Source organism: Neochlamydia sp. TUME1 (genome assembly GCF_000813645.1).
Lineage (GTDB): Bacteria > Chlamydiota > Chlamydiia > Chlamydiales > Parachlamydiaceae > Neochlamydia.
On the sequence record NZ_JRXI01000207.1, the window covers coordinates 1 to 14894 of the forward strand.

The following is a 14894-nucleotide window of genomic DNA, read 5'->3' on the forward strand; positions in this document are numbered from 1 at the left end:
GCGCAAGCCTCTAAGATAGGGAGCAGCAATTCATTGGGCAAGCTTTCAATAGAGGCCGAAGAGATAGGATGCATTTTATTTCCTTGGGTAGGGATGACCTTTTATTATTTGTGTTTTTTAAAGACAATATAAAAAATTAAAAAAGCAAGTCAAACGAATTCGTGCTCTTATCAATGAAAAGCAACTCACAAATGATCTACCACGCTTTACTTTTAGACAGATTCAAGGAAAGGGGGGGAGACCTTCCAAGCATTTAGGAGCAGCCACAGGTTTTGGGGATTAAGTGATGCGGCAATTTTGTGTGGCTAAAGGAATGAGATTGATTCTTTGCCTTATTTGAGAAAAACGGCTCTTTTTGGTGTCTTGTTTTAATTCTTATACCGCGCAGGACCTCTTTAAGGTTTATACAAATTTTTAGTCGTTAAGAAAATGTGAACGAGAATGAGACATGAAAAAAAAATGTTAAGCATCGTTTTTAAAATTTTACCTACTTTTTGCCTCTAAACATACAATGAAAATATACCCAAATCTGCTCAAAATTCTCTTGCCCTACTGTAAGTGAAAACCTATCTTTAGCTGCTAGGCCCCTATAAGGGGCCACATGTTCTTTATATCTTTAAAATCTTCTAATCTTATCACTATCTTCCTTTTAACAAGCTAAGTGATTCAGATACAAACTTTTCAAGTTATAGGCCAAGCCATTACCTTATATCCTCAGGAATACTTTTTAATGGATTTCCCTTTAGATCAAGATCTAATTCCTTTGATATCTGCCCCTATCTCTATCGGAACAAAGATAAGCTGATTATTTTTTAAGTCAAGCACTTGCAGCTGCAATAGCTGTCCTATCTCTGCAGGAAGAGTAGTAAGCTGTTTGTCGTGTAAGTCAAGTTCTTGCAGCTGAGAAAGCTGCCTTATCTCTGTAGGAAAGGTGGTAAGTTGGTTCTTGCTTAAGTCCAGGTATTGTAGCTTGGATAGCTGCCCTACCTCTTTAGGGATAATGGTTAGCTGGTTGATGCTTAAGTCAAAGCTTTGCAGCTGCGATAATTGACTCATCTCTATAGGAATGATGGAAGGCAGGTTGTTGCTTAAGTGGAGTTGTTGCAGCTGAGACAGCTGCCCGATTTCTGCAGGCAGACTGGTGAGCTGGTTTTGGCTTAAGTTAAGCGTTTGCAGCTCAGATAACTGTCCAATTTCTGCAGGAAGGCTGGTGAGTTGGTTTTGATTTAAGTAAAGATGTCGCAGATTAGACAGCTGCCCGATTTCTGCAGGCAGACTGGTGAGTTGGTTTTCTCTTAAGTCAAGCGTTTGCAGCTGAGACAATTGGCCTATTTTGGTTTGGCTAAAAGAATGAAATTGATTATTTGCCTTATTTTATGATTGTCAAAGTTAAAGGATAGGAGGTTTTTTGGCTTTAGAGGCAACCATGAATAAAAGATTAAATTTTACTTAGTTTTTGGATAATTCGTTGAGTTTTAGAAAAAATTGCCCAAGATTAAAGATATTAAATGGCTTTTGCCTCCTGCTTTTCAGATGAGAGCCTATTTTTTAATACTTCTCACTAGGTTTTTCGCTTGCTCGATGTAAGCGCTCAGACAAGGTAGCTAAAATTCCCCTTTTTAAAAAATTTACATCCACATAGGCTTCCCTGTACTTTTCTTGGTCAAGTTGCCGGAGAACGGCATATAGATTAGAGGCGGCTAGCTCAGGTTCTGCAAGAGGCCCTAAAGCAAAAACTTTGCAGCCTGCAGGATAATGTCGATCGCTGAAGCCAATAATAACACCTTCTACAATATTTTTAAAAGACTGTACAAGTTTTAACTTAGCTTGAGGAGCATAGTGACGATACATGCCTCCTGGGCAAAGAGGTTTTTCACTGTTTTGTTGCTGAAACATAGGAAGGTATCCTAGAGAAGAGCAAAAATCTTCAGCAGTTAAAGCACCTTGACGTATAATTTGCCAGTAGCCATTTCTATAAGTTAAGATCGTAGATTCTAAGCCCTTTTGGCAGGTTCCTCCGTCTAACACTGGAAAGGCCTTGCCAAAATCATGTTCAACATGTTCAATACGAGTAGAGGAGGGGCTGCCTGAAAGGTTTGCTGAGGGCATAACCAGAGGTCCTGTTTGCTTCAACAATTCTAAAGCTAAAGGATGCCGAGGAATGCGAAAAGCTGCAGTGGGCAAGTTGGCACGTGCTTTGGCTGGAATTAATCTACATTTGACTGGTAGCACGATTGTCATAGGGCCAGGCCAAAAAACTTGTGCTAAGATCTCTAAATCGCTGATGTTTCCTTGCTGGTAAGATAATACCTCGTTAAGTTCAGCCACATGGATGATTAAAGGATTATTAGAAGGGCGTCCTTTAAGGGTGTAGATATGCTCGATAGCCTGAAGGTGATTTAAAGAAGCTGCTAGCCCATACACAGTTTCTGTGGGCACACCTACTACTTCTCCAGTATTCAGCCTGTGGGCAGCCTCTTTTAAGGAGATGCGCATAATAGCTCAATAACCTCTTGCAGATAGATAATGAAGTGATCAATTTCTTCTTTAGTATTGTATAAGCCAAAAGATATTCTAGCTGTGGCTGGCACACCAAAATGGCGCATGGTGGGCTGTGCACAATGATGTCCTGTGCGTATAGCTACGCCTTTTAAGTCCAGCATAGTGCCAATATCGAGCGGATGAGCTCCTTCCACGATAAAGCTGATGATAGCCGCTTTTTCTTTAGGCTTTCCAATGATGCGCACTTGTGGAATGCTTTCCATTTTTTTAATGGCATACTCTAAGAGCTCCTGCTCATGAGCGTGGATAGCAGAAAAGCCGATCGTGTTGATATAATCAATAGCAGTGCCTAAACCAATCACTTCCGCGATAAGGGGTGTGCCTGCTTCAAACTTTAAAGGTAGCACATTATAGGTAGTTTCTTCCCAATCGACCTTATCAATCATATCGCCTCCTCCTTGATAAGGTGGCATTTGATTGAGAAGCTCTGCTTTGCCATATAAAATTCCTATTCCGGTAGGTCCATATAGCTTATGGCCTGAGAAAGCGTAAAAATCTGCGTTTAAGGCTTGGACATCTACTTTCATATGTGGAACAGCTTGCGCGCCATCCACCAGTACTTTACTTCCATAGGCATGAGCCATTTGAATCATCTCGTGGACGGGATTGATAGTGCCAATGGCATTAGAAACGTGCGTTAAAGCGACTAGCCTAGTTTTAGAATTTAAAAGCTTAGCAAACTCTTCGAGTTTTAAATTTCCTTGGCTGTCGAGGGGGATAAATCTTAGGACAGCTTTTCTATCTTCACACATCATCTGCCAGGGAACGATATTGGCATGATGTTCAATCTGCGTTAAAATAATTTCATCACCAGGTTTGATAAACGCTTTTCCAAAAGAATAAGCCACTAAGTTGATAGAGTCTGTGGTGCCGCGCGTAAAGATAATCTCCTCGCTTTTTGAGGCATTAAGAAGCTTTTGAACTTTCTCGCGGGCCCCCTGATATTTTTTAGTAGCCAAAAGAGAAGATTCGTAAATGGTTCGATGAACAGTACTGTAATGATTTTGATAAAAATCTTGGATGGAATCAATCATGCACTGCGGCTTTTGAGCGGTAGCGGAAGAGTCAAAATAGATAAGTGGTTTTCCATGCATCGTTTTAGCAAGCATAGGAAAGTCTTTCCTAATTTTTTCCACATCAAAAGAAGCTGGTTTCATCGCCTGGCTCCTGCATAAGGTATCGGTAGGCTTGCTTGTTAATAGCATTCATAAGAGAAGGGTAGGGGATCATCTCAATGATTTCTTTACAAAAGCCGTAGACTAAAAGATTTTTAGCTGCTTTTTCTGAATACCCCCGTGTTCTTAAGTAAAAAAGCTGTTCCTGATCGAGCTGTCCCATGGTAGCTCCATGGGAAGCTTTAACATCATCTGCAAATATTTCAAGATTAGGCTTACTATCGGCTTTAGCTTTATCACTAAGCAGTAAGTTGCTATTCAGCTGAAAAGCTTGGGTCTTTTGGGCAGCTTGGTGTACTAAAATTTTGCCTTCAAAGCTAGAATGGCTAGCATCGTTTAAAACACTTTTAAAAAGCTGCATGGAGCGGCAGTATGGTGCTTGATGTTCTACTAAAATATTTGCGTGGGCTTCTGCTTGATCAGAAAGCATCCAAAGGCCATTTAAGCTAGCCTCTGCATTTTCCCCGGCGAGAACTATTCGGTAGTCATTCCTTAAAGAAGTAGAGCCTTTACTAGCCAAAATAGATTTGAAGGTACTACCTTTTTTGAGGCTAGCGCGAAAAGCTTCGAAATACCAATGCTTATTTAATATTTCAAAAGGAACTTGGAAGTAGCGTAGATGAGATTCTTCATCCATTGCCAATTCAATAGAAATATTGGATAAAAATTGTTTTCCTGGCCCATCCACGTGGGTGGCAATTAAATCCAGCTGGGAGTGCGCCCCCATGAAGCCTTGGATTCTCGGGTTCGTCCATAGAGAAAGGTTGGGCTCATGACTATTAAAATGTAATAGCTGCAAAGGGACCTCTGCCAGAGTTTTAGGGGGAGCATAGATAAAGATTCCTTGACGATGCAGCGCCGCATTAAGTATAGCAAAAGGATCCTTTTCTTCTATGAGCAGTTTATTCCATTGATTGTTTAGAAAGCTTCCATAAGTCCGCCAAGCTTCCTTTAAAGGTAGAATGACCATTCTTTTAGGAAGAGCAGACAAATTAGATAACTCTGGATAATAATTTCCATTAATCATTACTAAAACAGACCCCGAGCATTCGGGCAAGATGTGCGGTGCAATAGAATCAGCAGATAAGGGGATAACGTGGGCGGGCTCAAAGGCTTGTATATAAAGATTTCTTAAACGAAGATATTGAAAAACTTCAGATTGGCGTGTGGGTAAACCTATTTCTAAAAAACGCAGCCAGGCTTTTTCTTTAAGCTTTCGTGTAGGATCTTTTTCTTCAATAGCCTCAGTATACATCTTTTGAAGCATTTGCTGAAAAGCTTGTTGATCGGTATAGTTCTCCGTGATCATCGTAGAGCCTCGCTTTGAGGAGCTGGCACTAACCAATCGTACCCTTTATCTTCTAGCTGGTGGGCTAATTCAGGACCACCGGATTGCACTATTTTTCCTTCCACCATGACATGGACAACGTTAGGTTTAATATAGTCGAGAAGCCGTTGATAGTGAGTGATAAGGATAAGGCCCATCTGAGGATTCATCAGTTGATTGACGCCTCGAGCCACAATACGCATGGCATCAATATCAAGCCCTGAGTCAGTCTCGTCTAAGATCGCAAGAGCAGGCTGTAAAACAGCCATTTGTAAGATTTCATTGCGTTTTTTTTCTCCGCCAGAAAAGCCTTCATTCAGGCTACGTTCTTTAAATTCCGTTTTAATTTCCATACGTTTCATAATCTCATCAAGAGATTTCTCAAACTCTACTAAAGGCATTTCAGGAGAGCCTTTGGCTTTCAATACAGAATTATAAGAAGCATATAGGAACTGCAGATTGCTAACCCCAGGGATTTCCAAAGGATACTGAAAGCTCATAAAAATTCCTGCATGAGCTCTCTCTTCTGGTGCCAATTCCACTATATTTTGGCCTTTGAATAAAATCTCTCCCGAAGTAATTTCATAAGCCGGATGGCCCGCTAGAATTTTTGCAAGGGTAGATTTTCCTGCACCATTAGGACCCATGATGGCATGAATTTCACCGGCTTGCACAGTTAAGTTTAATCCTTTTAAAATAGGCTTGTTTTCTACATTGGCATGAAGATTTTTAATTTCTATAAGCGCTTGGGGAAGGTGAGTCATGAATAATTATCCAACCGAATTTTCAAGTTTTAATGTTAGCAATTTTTGAGCCTCTGCAGCAAACTCAAGAGGTAACTCTTTAATCACGTCTTTACAAAAGCCGTTAACGATCATATTGACAGCATCTTCTTGAGAAAGGCCGCGGCTTCTCATATAGAAAAGTTGCTCTTCATTCATTTTAGAGGTAGAGGCTTCATGTTCAACTTGGCTAGAAGAGTTGCCTACCTCAATATAAGGAAAAGTGTTAGCGGAGCATTGATCTCCTACTAACATGGAGTCACATTGCGTATAGTTACGAGCTCCATGGGCTCTGGGCACAATTTTAACTAAGCCACGGTAACTGTTGTGAGAGGTATCGGCTGAAATTCCTTTAGAAACTATGGTTGAACGGGTGTTTTTTCCTAGATGAATCATTTTTGTTCCTGTATCAGCCTGCATATGATGATTAGTCAGGGCTACAGAGTAAAATTCCCCTACGGAATGATCACCTTGCAGAATGCAGCTAGGGTATTTCCAGGTAATAGCAGCTCCAACTTCTACTTGGGTCCATGAAATTTTAGACGAAATACCTGCGCAGCGACCTCGCTTAGTTACAAAATTATAAATTCCACCTGCTCCAGTTTTTGGATTACCTGCATACCAGTTTTGAACGGTAGAGTATTTAATTTCCGCATGATCCAAAGCAACAAGCTCTACTACCGCAGCATGGAGCTGATTATTGTCATAAGCAGGCGCTGTGCACCCTTCTAAATAGCTCACAGATGAGCCTTCTTCGGCAATGATAAGGGTGCGTTCAAATTGGCCGCTTTCTTTATCGTTAATGCGAAAATAGGTAGAAAGTTCCATGGGGCACTTAACGCCTTTAGGAATGTAAACAAAAGAGCCATCAGTAAACACAGCAGAGTTTAAGGTAGCATAAAAATTATCACCAATAGGAACGACACTGCCTAAATATTTTTTTACAAGATCAGGGTAAAGGTTAATGGCCTCAGAGATCGAGCAAAGAACCACTCCTGCCTCCTCTAAATTTTTCTTAAAAGTGGTCCCGATCGAAACGGAATCAAAAACCATATCGACCGCGACATTCGTTAATCTCTTTTGTTCATCTAAAGGAATCCCTAATCTTTCAAAAGTACGTAAAATTTCTGGGTCTACTTCATCTAAGCTATTATACTTAGCTTTAGTCTTAGGAGCAGAGTAATAGCAAATATTTTGAAAATCAATAGGAGGATAGTGGACATTAGGCCAGACGGGTGGGGTAGATTCAAGCCATAGGCGGTAGGCTTTAAGACGAAAATCTAGCAAAAATTGAGGTTCATCTTTTTTTGCCGAGATGGCACGTATAGTCATCTCGTTGAGCCCTTTAGGTAAGCTATCCATTTCAACCGCAGTGGAAAATCCGTATTTATAATCGGATTGACCCCTAAATGCTTCTTGTGTAGCCATTAAATTCTCCTTATAACTTGCTAAGAGGATATCACAGTAGAGACAAATGTAAAAAGTAAAAAGTTGACGACAGATAGCCTTTAATCAAAGGCTTCGCTCTTACATAGATTAAAAAAACATTATAACATTTAAATGATTAATTTTCAAACAATTAAGTATTAAAAAATATTTTCTCTTAAGCTGTTTTTTAAAGGGGTAAGAAGTTCTCTTTTAGCTTTTTTTCCTCAAGAGGTTTAATTAAAGTACCAATACCCTTATCATGTAGCTTTAAAGGTGTAATCTTTGGGGCCGCACTATCAATCTAAAGGTCCAGGGCAGCTATTCAAATCTCAAGTACTCTCAACAATCTCCTCTTTATGAAATCCAAACTTTTTGGCTATTCGATTGGTGGTTTGTAAGACCTTTTTCTAGAAGAGAGCGTTAGAAAAATATAATTTTCATAAACGTTTAATGGTTAATAAACCTTACCTACATAGTAATGCCAAAAAGATTCATCTAATTGTTGATCTCTTCATCGAGCTTTTTTTTATCTATCAGTTTATCATCTTGGTAAGTTTGCAAAACTCTTGGATGGCCTCTCTGATCGTATTTATTAAACTTGCCATGACGTAAATCATTTTTATATTCTGCTTCAAAGTAGAGCATTCCTCTATTATTCCAATATTGAAAAAGGCCTTCTTTTTTTCCGTTTTGGTATGTGCCGCGTGAAGCAAGTTGCTCATTTTCATGATAAGATAGAACTTTTCCATTTCTTTGCCCCTGAATGTAATCTTCTTTACGACAAATTTTCCCATTGGGAAAGTATTCAAGAAGGGGGCCTTGCAAAACATCGTTTTTGTAAGACAAGGTAAGGTGAGTCTTGCCATCCTCGTAGTAGGTGGTACTCATTCCGTCACGAACGCCTTGATGATAAAAGGTACTGCTGATTTTATTGCCAGCTTCATTATATTCGGCCAGCTCACCTTCAAGAAGCCCATTCACATAGTGAGCCTCTAAAGCTTTAACTTGAGGGTCAGTATCACGAGAAGGATAAAAAATTTGATGCAGGCCTTCCAAACGATTATTTTGGTAATGAGACTTCACTATCAGGCCATTTGGCTTACGAGCTTGATAAGGGCCTTCTAGATTACCATGCTGGTAATAACCTTGCTCGATAAGGATGCCCTCTTGATTCCATAAGGCTTTAAGACCATGAAGGATGCCATGATCATAGGTTAATACGGCTTGAGGCTGGCCATTTTTATAAAAGCTTTTTTGTTCCCCATGCATCTTTCCTTCGAGATAATTTAACAGGTGGGAAGGGCTTTGTTGACTCGTTATGGCATCCATAGGATAAAGCTCACGCGCAGGCCCTGTTCGCAAACCTTGTTGATAAGTGTATTCTTGATGAAGCGAGCCATCTTCGTACCAAGTGAAGGAAGTGCCCTCAATTTTTCCATGCTGGTAGTTTAGCTGGCTAGCTTTCTGCCCATTAGGCCAAAATGTTTCTTCTTTGCCGTGTAATCTGCCTTTTTGATAGAAGCTGATGCGTTTGAGTTGACCTTTACTATGCCACTCTTGAACTTTATGGGTAGGGAGGTTTTGATCAAAGGACGCTTCATATAGAAGTGTGCCTTCTTCATTCCATTGATGGGATTCGCCTTGTTGCTGGCCATGAGAATAGCCAGTGCGGTTTTTAAGTTGGCCATTGGGAAACCATTCTTCATAGGTCCCATGCAGGGCCCCTTTAAGATAACAGGCTTGAATATTGAGCTTTCCATTAGGATACCATATTTGACTAGGACCATCCTTCATATTTTCTTTATAGCTTTCCTTTAGAGAAGGGTGGCCATTCTCAAACCATTCTTCAAGCAAGCCAGTTTTTTGATGGTTTGCATAGGTTATACGAAGCTTGAGCTGGCTATTTTTATGAAACTCTTCTTGTATTCCATCTAATTGTCCGTTTTTATAGAAATAGCTACTTTTAAGTACTCCTGTAGGATACCATTCCTTATAGGAACCCTCGTAATTTCCAGGGATAAGCCTATATTCAGCAAGTTTATTGCCACTATCGTCCAACTCTAAGATGGGCTCAAGTAAATACCCGTGGGGATCATAATGTGCGGATTTAGCTACTTTACCATTAGGATGGTTGAGAAAGTGCAGCCCTGTCGGAGTGCCTTGAATAAATTTTCCTTGGCCTATTAGCTGGCCATCCTCATTAAAAAGTTGCTCTAAGCCTTCTTTTTTTCCTAAAGTATAGCTAGCTCTGTAACTTTCTTTGCCATTAGGATGATATTTTACATGCTGGCCGTTAGGCTGCCCATATAGAAAATCTTGAAACTCTTTTGTCATACGATTGGGATAATATAGATGGAGGGCAGGAACAGTTCTTCCATTATCAAGCAGTCCTAAATGATAATAGACTTCTGCTTTTAAAGAGCCATCCTCATACCATTCTTGGGTAAGTCCGTGTCTTAGCCCTTGTTGATAATGAATAAGAGAAGCTCTTACTTTATTAGGATAAAAAGTTTCATATTGACCACTAAGTTGATCAATTTTATAAAAGCCTTTTTCTGCTATTTCTCCATTAGTATAACGAATCTCTAACGGGCCATGCTTAACATCTTGTTTCATATAATGAACGCTTTCTATTAAGCCATTAGAAAAATAAGTTCTGACGGGCCCGTGAAGCTTACCCTTATCATAGAAAACAATCTTTTGAATGGAACCATCTTCATTAAAAAATAGCTGAGGGCCATGATAAACAGGACGTTTATCTAAATAGAGCAAATCAGCCTCTCTTTCAAGATTAGCATTTTCTCTAAAGCGTATTTCTTTGACCGGAATCCCTTCTTTACTTTCACCAGAGGGCTCGTAATATAAGATAATTTTAGGCGTACCATCCGGATGATGATCGATAATTTCCAGGCGCCAATTGGGTTGACGCTCTTTTAAAGTCGTGATTACAGCTTCTGTAATGGGAATCTCACCAGATTGGTGTTGGGGTTCATCCTCGCTAAAGCCTTTAGTAAAGATACTGAGGATAACAAGAAATATATTAAGGCGCCAAAAATACATGAAATACCTTAAATGAAAACATTTTTTAATTTAACTGCCCTTTAATCTCATTTTTTTCTAAATCTGGCAACCATAAAGTAGCCATTATTCCTATAATAAAAAAAATACCTAGGATGCTTAAAGCATAGACGGGAGCATGCTCATTAAAAAATCTAGTCATTAAACCTCCTCCGCCTTGTCCTAAGCCTTCCGATATACACCACGCCATGCCCATCAAGAAAGCACTTACCATGCCTGGACTTTCAGGGACTAAAAGATGGCCAAAGGCGATTAATACTGAATTAACAGTAGCAAAAAAAGCCCCTAATAAAAAAATTAAAGCAACAAACGTTATATTGTCAAAAGTAGGATAAAGCAAAAATATATAAAAAGCTATCATAGCAGCCACTGTAGCCCACAGGATAACTCTCTTAGGCGAATATCGATCAGATATATAACCTGCCGGGATCATCATTACAGCTCCTCCTAAAATGAGAAAAAGATGGCCGCCACCATGGCAAATCCAAGCGTTGTAACCTTTGCATATCAAAGTGTCGGGCAGAAGAAAAATGGTAGCCCAAAAAAGCGTTTGATTACAGACTTGTGCGATATATAAAAGCCTTAGATTGCGATTTTTGAACATCCTAAAAAGAGCTTTGAGGTTAACTTCATGGGCGGAGTGAATAGGGGTAAAGCTTTGGATGCCGTGCAGGCCATAAAATGAGGTAAGTACTAAAAGAATGGCTGGTAGGATTAAAATGGCCGTGGCACCATGCAATACAGAATGAAAGTAAGTGTAGATGATTTGGCTGCTTGCAAGCCCTAAGGCTCCTCCAGACGCAAAGATAGCAATTATCATTGCTTTGCGATGAGGCGTTAAAGTCCCAGCTAAGCTAGTCGCTGCAGGATGAAAAGCTCCCGATCCTACACACGTAATAGAATAAATCAATAGAAGTATCCAATAATTTGTTGAGTAAGCTAAAAAGGTATTGGCAGCAGTAAATAAGATGCCCAAGCAGATAAGCTGCTTACGCCATCCTCGGTCGCTCAAAGGCCCGAAAAATATTTGCATTCCTTCCCCAAAAAAAGCTCCTGCAGCCGAGATAGTACCAGCAAGAAATAAGTCTAAATGAGCCAATGTTTTATACATGGCCCATATCCCTATCATAAAATCTACGAGAAAGTGCGCTAACCAGATAAAGATTAACGGGCGGATCATAAAAAAAGTCATAAAATAATATTTTAAAAGGAGCAGATGCTATTATAAGGTTTTGGAATTAAGTAATAAAGGAAATATTAAGCTAACTAAGCCTTGTAGGATCCTCTTTAATTTTAGCCTTCCAGAAGTAGCTGCCTACTTATCTATTATATCTTTTATGACAAAAAATTAGTTTAAACAAAACGCAGAGAAAAAATTCTCATAGAAGTTAGCATGTCTAACCGAAAAACGAGCGAACATAGGCATATTTGACTAGCGTCATTAACTTTTCCTGTCTTTATGGAGAGGGGCGCTGCATTTACCCATTTCCCTCTTTTTCGCTTAACATTTTTGCTTTCTCCCTTGGAAGAATCTTTTTAAGCAAAAGTAGCAGGATTGCTCTCAAGTGAAACATGAAATGAGTATGCATGCCTTATGTAAGAAAATGGTGTACCTCGAGCAACAAATTGAGCAGATAAAGATCATGGCAGAAGAGTTAAATACAGCTTTAGAGGAACAAGCTCCTATACGCGAGGTGATAAAGAATGTTCAAACGCGCTATGAAGAAGAATATTTAAATTAATAACTTTTAAATCAAGGTAAAAAAATGATTAGATGTCTTATGCATCCTCTTACACATTCAGTTGTAGCTGAATTGATTCCCCGAAAGGAGGTCAATATTCTTGATCAGAAAATGCTAGAAAAATTAACTATCACAGGTACTACCGTCTCTTCAGAGTTTAAAAATTTACATCGCGTTGGCTGGAGAGTTTACCCCAATGAAAATAAAGAAGTATTTACTAAAACCTTTGAACAATTCTATTTTATGCATGGCTTACAGCAACAGGGATATTGTTGGGAAAATAAAAGAGAAGTGGAGGTTCCAACGGAAAAATTAGCGCAAAGTATACTCTCGCACTATTATGCCAGCTTGCAACCACCCCCAGATTCGGATAGCTTATCTAATAATCAATAGCGAAGAGACAGCTAGTGAATCTTATATACATTATTAGGATAGAGTAATTCCTATAACTTTAAGTTAGGTATTTGTTTACATGATCTTTTAGAGATCCTATCTCTGATATTTAGAAAAGCGACTAGCTTAATAGGCTTCCCAGTTTAAGTTTATGATATTTACTTTGGCAAGAAATTTGGTTAAAGGTCTTACTATAGGAATTTTATTGGATGAGAGTTTCATAAGCTATAATGAAAATTGCATTATAAGCGTTACCTAGATGGCTTTAATAAAAAAATTTGGTTTTTAAGCTTCTTTGCAGAGGAGGACTTATATCCCCCATTTAAACGAACAGCTTTTTAAATGTGTATGCGTCCTTTCTATCAGTTATACCCAAATATTCCTAGGTTAGGCAAAACGATGATTAACTAAGGGGGAAGGCTGGCAGTTTAATATCATGCCGGGCTATTTCCAGCAGTTTTTCTCCCATACATTTTTCCTCTTCCAAAGAAAGCTCCATTAAATTGACTATTTCTTTTTGTTTATAATGTTTTCATAAGAAACAGATAAGATTATAGTAGGCTATTTCATAATGCTCGACTTTATGAACAGGACTTATCAAGGCACTATCATTAGAATTGGATGGTTTGCAGAGGGTATACAAAGCTTGAGCTGGCTATTCTTATGAAGCTCTTCTTGTTTTCCATCTAATTGCCCATTTTTATAGAAATAGTTACTTCTAAGTACTCCTGTAGGATAACATTCTTTATAGGAACCTTCGTAGGATTATGAATACTTACCTACAACTTCACAAACTATGATTTATACCTCAATGTCTAGGATTGTGTTAAGGAGAGAATAGGTTTCGGGACACCTTCTTAGTTGCCGGAAGAAAAGCGGATTGCTTCTTTAAAGATAAGATGGCTAAAAGTTTGTTATTTCATTTTAGCCCATCCCAATTTAAAAAGTACTTACGACCATTCTACAATTGAAAACGCTGCCTTATTTTTTCGGCGATATCTTTCAAAGGATTTTCCGCTAGTTCAAGCTCGGTAAGCTGAGACAGCCGCCCTATTTCTGCAGGCAGTGCGGTGAGCTGGTTTTCTCTTAAATCAAGCGTTTGCAGCTGAGACAGCTGCCCGATTTCTGCAGGCAGAGCGGTGAGCTGGTTTTGATTTAAGTAGAGGTATCGCAGCTTAGACAGCTGCCCGATTTCTGCAGGCAGAGCGGCGAGCTGGTTTTGGCTTAAGTAAAGCCTTATCAGCTGAGACAGTTGCCCGATTTCTTCAGGCAGACTGGTGAGCTGGTTTTGGTTTAATTGAAGCCATTGTAGCTTAGACAGCTGCCCGATTTCTGCAGGCAGAGCGGTGAGCTGGTTCTGGTCTAATTTAAGCACTCTTAGTTGAGACAGCTGCCCGATTTCTACAGGAAAGCTGGTGAGCTGGTTTTGGCTTGAATCAAGCCATCGCAGCTGAGACAATTGACCGATTTCTGCAGGCAGACTGGTGAGTTGATTTTGATTTAAGTAAAGATATTGCAGCTGAGACAATTGGCTTATTTCTGTAGGCAGAGCGGTGAGCTGGTTTTGATTTAATTCAAGCCTTTGCAGCTTAGACAGCTGCCCGATTTCTGTAGGCAGAGCGGTGAGCTGGTTTTCTCTTAAGTCAAGCGTTTGCAGCTGAGATAGCTGGCCTATTTCTGGGGGTAAATAAGTCAAGCTTAATCTAGATAAATCTAAAGTCGTGATGTTTTTACAATTTTCTTCAATCCAATCTCTAAGAAGCTCTCCTTTTTTTTCTAGAGACAAGTGCTTAATTTCTTCTCGGTTCAAGTATTCTTCCCTGCCAGGAAGTTTTTTCCAAAGTAAAAGGCGATTAATATTTACAAGATAGGAAGAGTAATTAGCCAGCGTTAAGCCTCTTTTTTCCTCTGTTTTCCATTTGAATTCTAAAGGAGAAATAGATTTAGCTAAGGTAAAAACTTGTTTAAAAACTTGATAAACTTTTTCGGTAGAGGTAAGTCCAGGATTGAGTTGATAAATCTTAGCTAACAAAAGAGTTCGCTGGGTAGTGGCATTCTTCTTGGGGAAATGAAGCTGTGCTATTTTTTTATAAAGAGAAGGCATCGCTTCAGAAGATAGCAGATGATGCCATCTTTTACAGACGCTAAATAAGGAAGGAACTGCGCAAGCCTCTAAGATAGGGAGTAGCAATTCATTGGGCAAGCTTTCAATAGATGTCGATGAGATAGGATGCATTTTATTTCCTTGGTTAGGGATAACTTTCCAGCATTTTTATTTTTAGAACAATATAAAAATTAAAAAAGCAAGTCAACTGAATTCGTATCCTTATTAATGGAAAAACAACTCACAGCTGGTCTATGAGAGCTTTTATTTCAGATAGATTCAAGGAAGGGGGGGAGACCTTCT

Annotated in this window: 11 protein-coding genes and 1 pseudogene; 2 read left to right on the forward strand and 10 right to left on the reverse strand. The window is 39.3% G+C overall.

Annotated features, from left to right (window positions below; translation table 11 throughout):
• Positions 1-747 precede the first annotated feature (747 nt).
• The 9 genes and pseudogenes from DB41_RS12590 to DB41_RS09675 form a co-directional block, all read right to left on the reverse strand.
• Complete coding sequence (locus tag DB41_RS12590) at positions 748-1056, reverse strand: leucine-rich repeat domain-containing protein (protein WP_052354543.1); 309 nt, start codon at positions 1054-1056, stop codon at positions 748-750.
• A gap of 33 nt (positions 1057-1089) precedes the next feature.
• Positions 1090-1353, reverse strand: a pseudogene (locus DB41_RS12595) (leucine-rich repeat domain-containing protein); the annotation flags it as partial.
• Between the two features lie 195 nt (positions 1354-1548).
• Entirely contained in the window at positions 1549-2496 is a 948-nt protein-coding gene (locus tag DB41_RS09645) for an L-threonylcarbamoyladenylate synthase (RefSeq protein ID WP_039386713.1), read from the reverse strand.
• A complete protein-coding gene (locus DB41_RS09650) occupies positions 2481-3719 on the reverse strand; it encodes a cysteine desulfurase (RefSeq protein ID WP_039386716.1) in 1239 nt (412 codons plus the stop codon). Before DB41_RS09650 ends, DB41_RS09645 begins: the two co-directional genes overlap by 16 nt.
• A complete protein-coding gene (sufD, locus tag DB41_RS09655) occupies positions 3700-5046 on the reverse strand; it encodes a Fe-S cluster assembly protein SufD (RefSeq protein WP_039386717.1) in 1347 nt (448 codons plus the stop codon). Before sufD ends, DB41_RS09650 begins: the two co-directional genes overlap by 20 nt.
• A complete protein-coding gene (gene sufC / locus DB41_RS09660; protein WP_039386719.1) occupies positions 5043-5828 on the reverse strand; it encodes a Fe-S cluster assembly ATPase SufC in 786 nt (261 codons plus the stop codon). Before sufC ends, sufD begins: the two co-directional genes overlap by 4 nt.
• Positions 5829-5834: 6 nt before the next feature.
• Positions 5835-7274: a Fe-S cluster assembly protein SufB gene (gene sufB / locus DB41_RS09665; RefSeq protein WP_039386721.1), complete on the reverse strand. Its 1440-nt coding sequence runs from the start codon at positions 7272-7274 to the stop codon at positions 5835-5837.
• A 495-nt stretch (positions 7275-7769) separates the two neighbouring features.
• Positions 7770-10334, reverse strand: a complete 2565-nt coding sequence (locus DB41_RS09670; protein WP_039386723.1) for a toxin-antitoxin system YwqK family antitoxin — start codon at positions 10332-10334, stop codon at positions 7770-7772.
• Between the two features lie 25 nt (positions 10335-10359).
• Positions 10360-11544, reverse strand: a complete 1185-nt coding sequence (locus tag DB41_RS09675) for an MFS transporter (RefSeq protein WP_080502507.1) — start codon at positions 11542-11544, stop codon at positions 10360-10362.
• A gap of 373 nt (positions 11545-11917) precedes the next feature.
• On the opposite strand from DB41_RS09675, the gene DB41_RS11775 reads away from it, so the two are divergent.
• Both DB41_RS11775 and DB41_RS09680 read left to right on the forward strand, forming a co-directional pair.
• Positions 11918-12094 (forward strand): hypothetical protein, encoded by a 177-nt coding sequence (locus DB41_RS11775; RefSeq protein WP_155117661.1) that lies wholly within the window; start codon positions 11918-11920, stop codon positions 12092-12094.
• 39 nt (positions 12095-12133) lie between these two features.
• A complete protein-coding gene (locus tag DB41_RS09680) occupies positions 12134-12487 on the forward strand; it encodes a hypothetical protein (RefSeq protein ID WP_155117662.1) in 354 nt (117 codons plus the stop codon).
• 961 nt (positions 12488-13448) lie between these two features.
• On the opposite strand, the gene DB41_RS10975 is transcribed toward DB41_RS09680, so the two are convergent.
• Positions 13449-14723 (reverse strand): leucine-rich repeat domain-containing protein, encoded by a 1275-nt coding sequence (locus DB41_RS10975; RefSeq protein ID WP_052244105.1) that lies wholly within the window; start codon positions 14721-14723, stop codon positions 13449-13451.
• Between the last annotated feature and the right edge of the window lie 171 nt (positions 14724-14894).

Bases quoted from the DNA above. Each gene is read 5' to 3' on its own strand.
- DB41_RS12590 (WP_052354543.1), bottom strand. From the start codon at position 1,056: ATGAGTCAATTATCGCAGCTGCAAAGCTTTGACTTAAGCATCAACCAG.
- sufB (WP_039386721.1), bottom strand. From the start codon at position 7,274: ATGGCTACACAAGAAGCATTTAGGGGTCAATCCGATTATAAATACGGA.
- DB41_RS09680 (WP_155117662.1), top strand. From the start codon at position 12,134: ATGCATCCTCTTACACATTCAGTTGTAGCTGAATTGATTCCCCGAAAG.
- DB41_RS09645 (WP_039386713.1), bottom strand. From the start codon at position 2,496: ATGCGCATCTCCTTAAAAGAGGCTGCCCACAGGCTGAATACTGGAGAA.
- sufC (WP_039386719.1), bottom strand. From the start codon at position 5,828: ATGACTCACCTTCCCCAAGCGCTTATAGAAATTAAAAATCTTCATGCC.
- DB41_RS10975 (WP_052244105.1), bottom strand. From the start codon at position 14,723: ATGCATCCTATCTCATCGACATCTATTGAAAGCTTGCCCAATGAATTG.
- DB41_RS09675 (WP_080502507.1), bottom strand. From the start codon at position 11,544: ATGACTTTTTTTATGATCCGCCCGTTAATCTTTATCTGGTTAGCGCAC.
- DB41_RS09650 (WP_039386716.1), bottom strand. From the start codon at position 3,719: ATGAAACCAGCTTCTTTTGATGTGGAAAAAATTAGGAAAGACTTTCCT.
- sufD (WP_039386717.1), bottom strand. From the start codon at position 5,046: ATGATCACGGAGAACTATACCGATCAACAAGCTTTTCAGCAAATGCTT.
- DB41_RS09670 (WP_039386723.1), bottom strand. From the start codon at position 10,334: ATGTATTTTTGGCGCCTTAATATATTTCTTGTTATCCTCAGTATCTTT.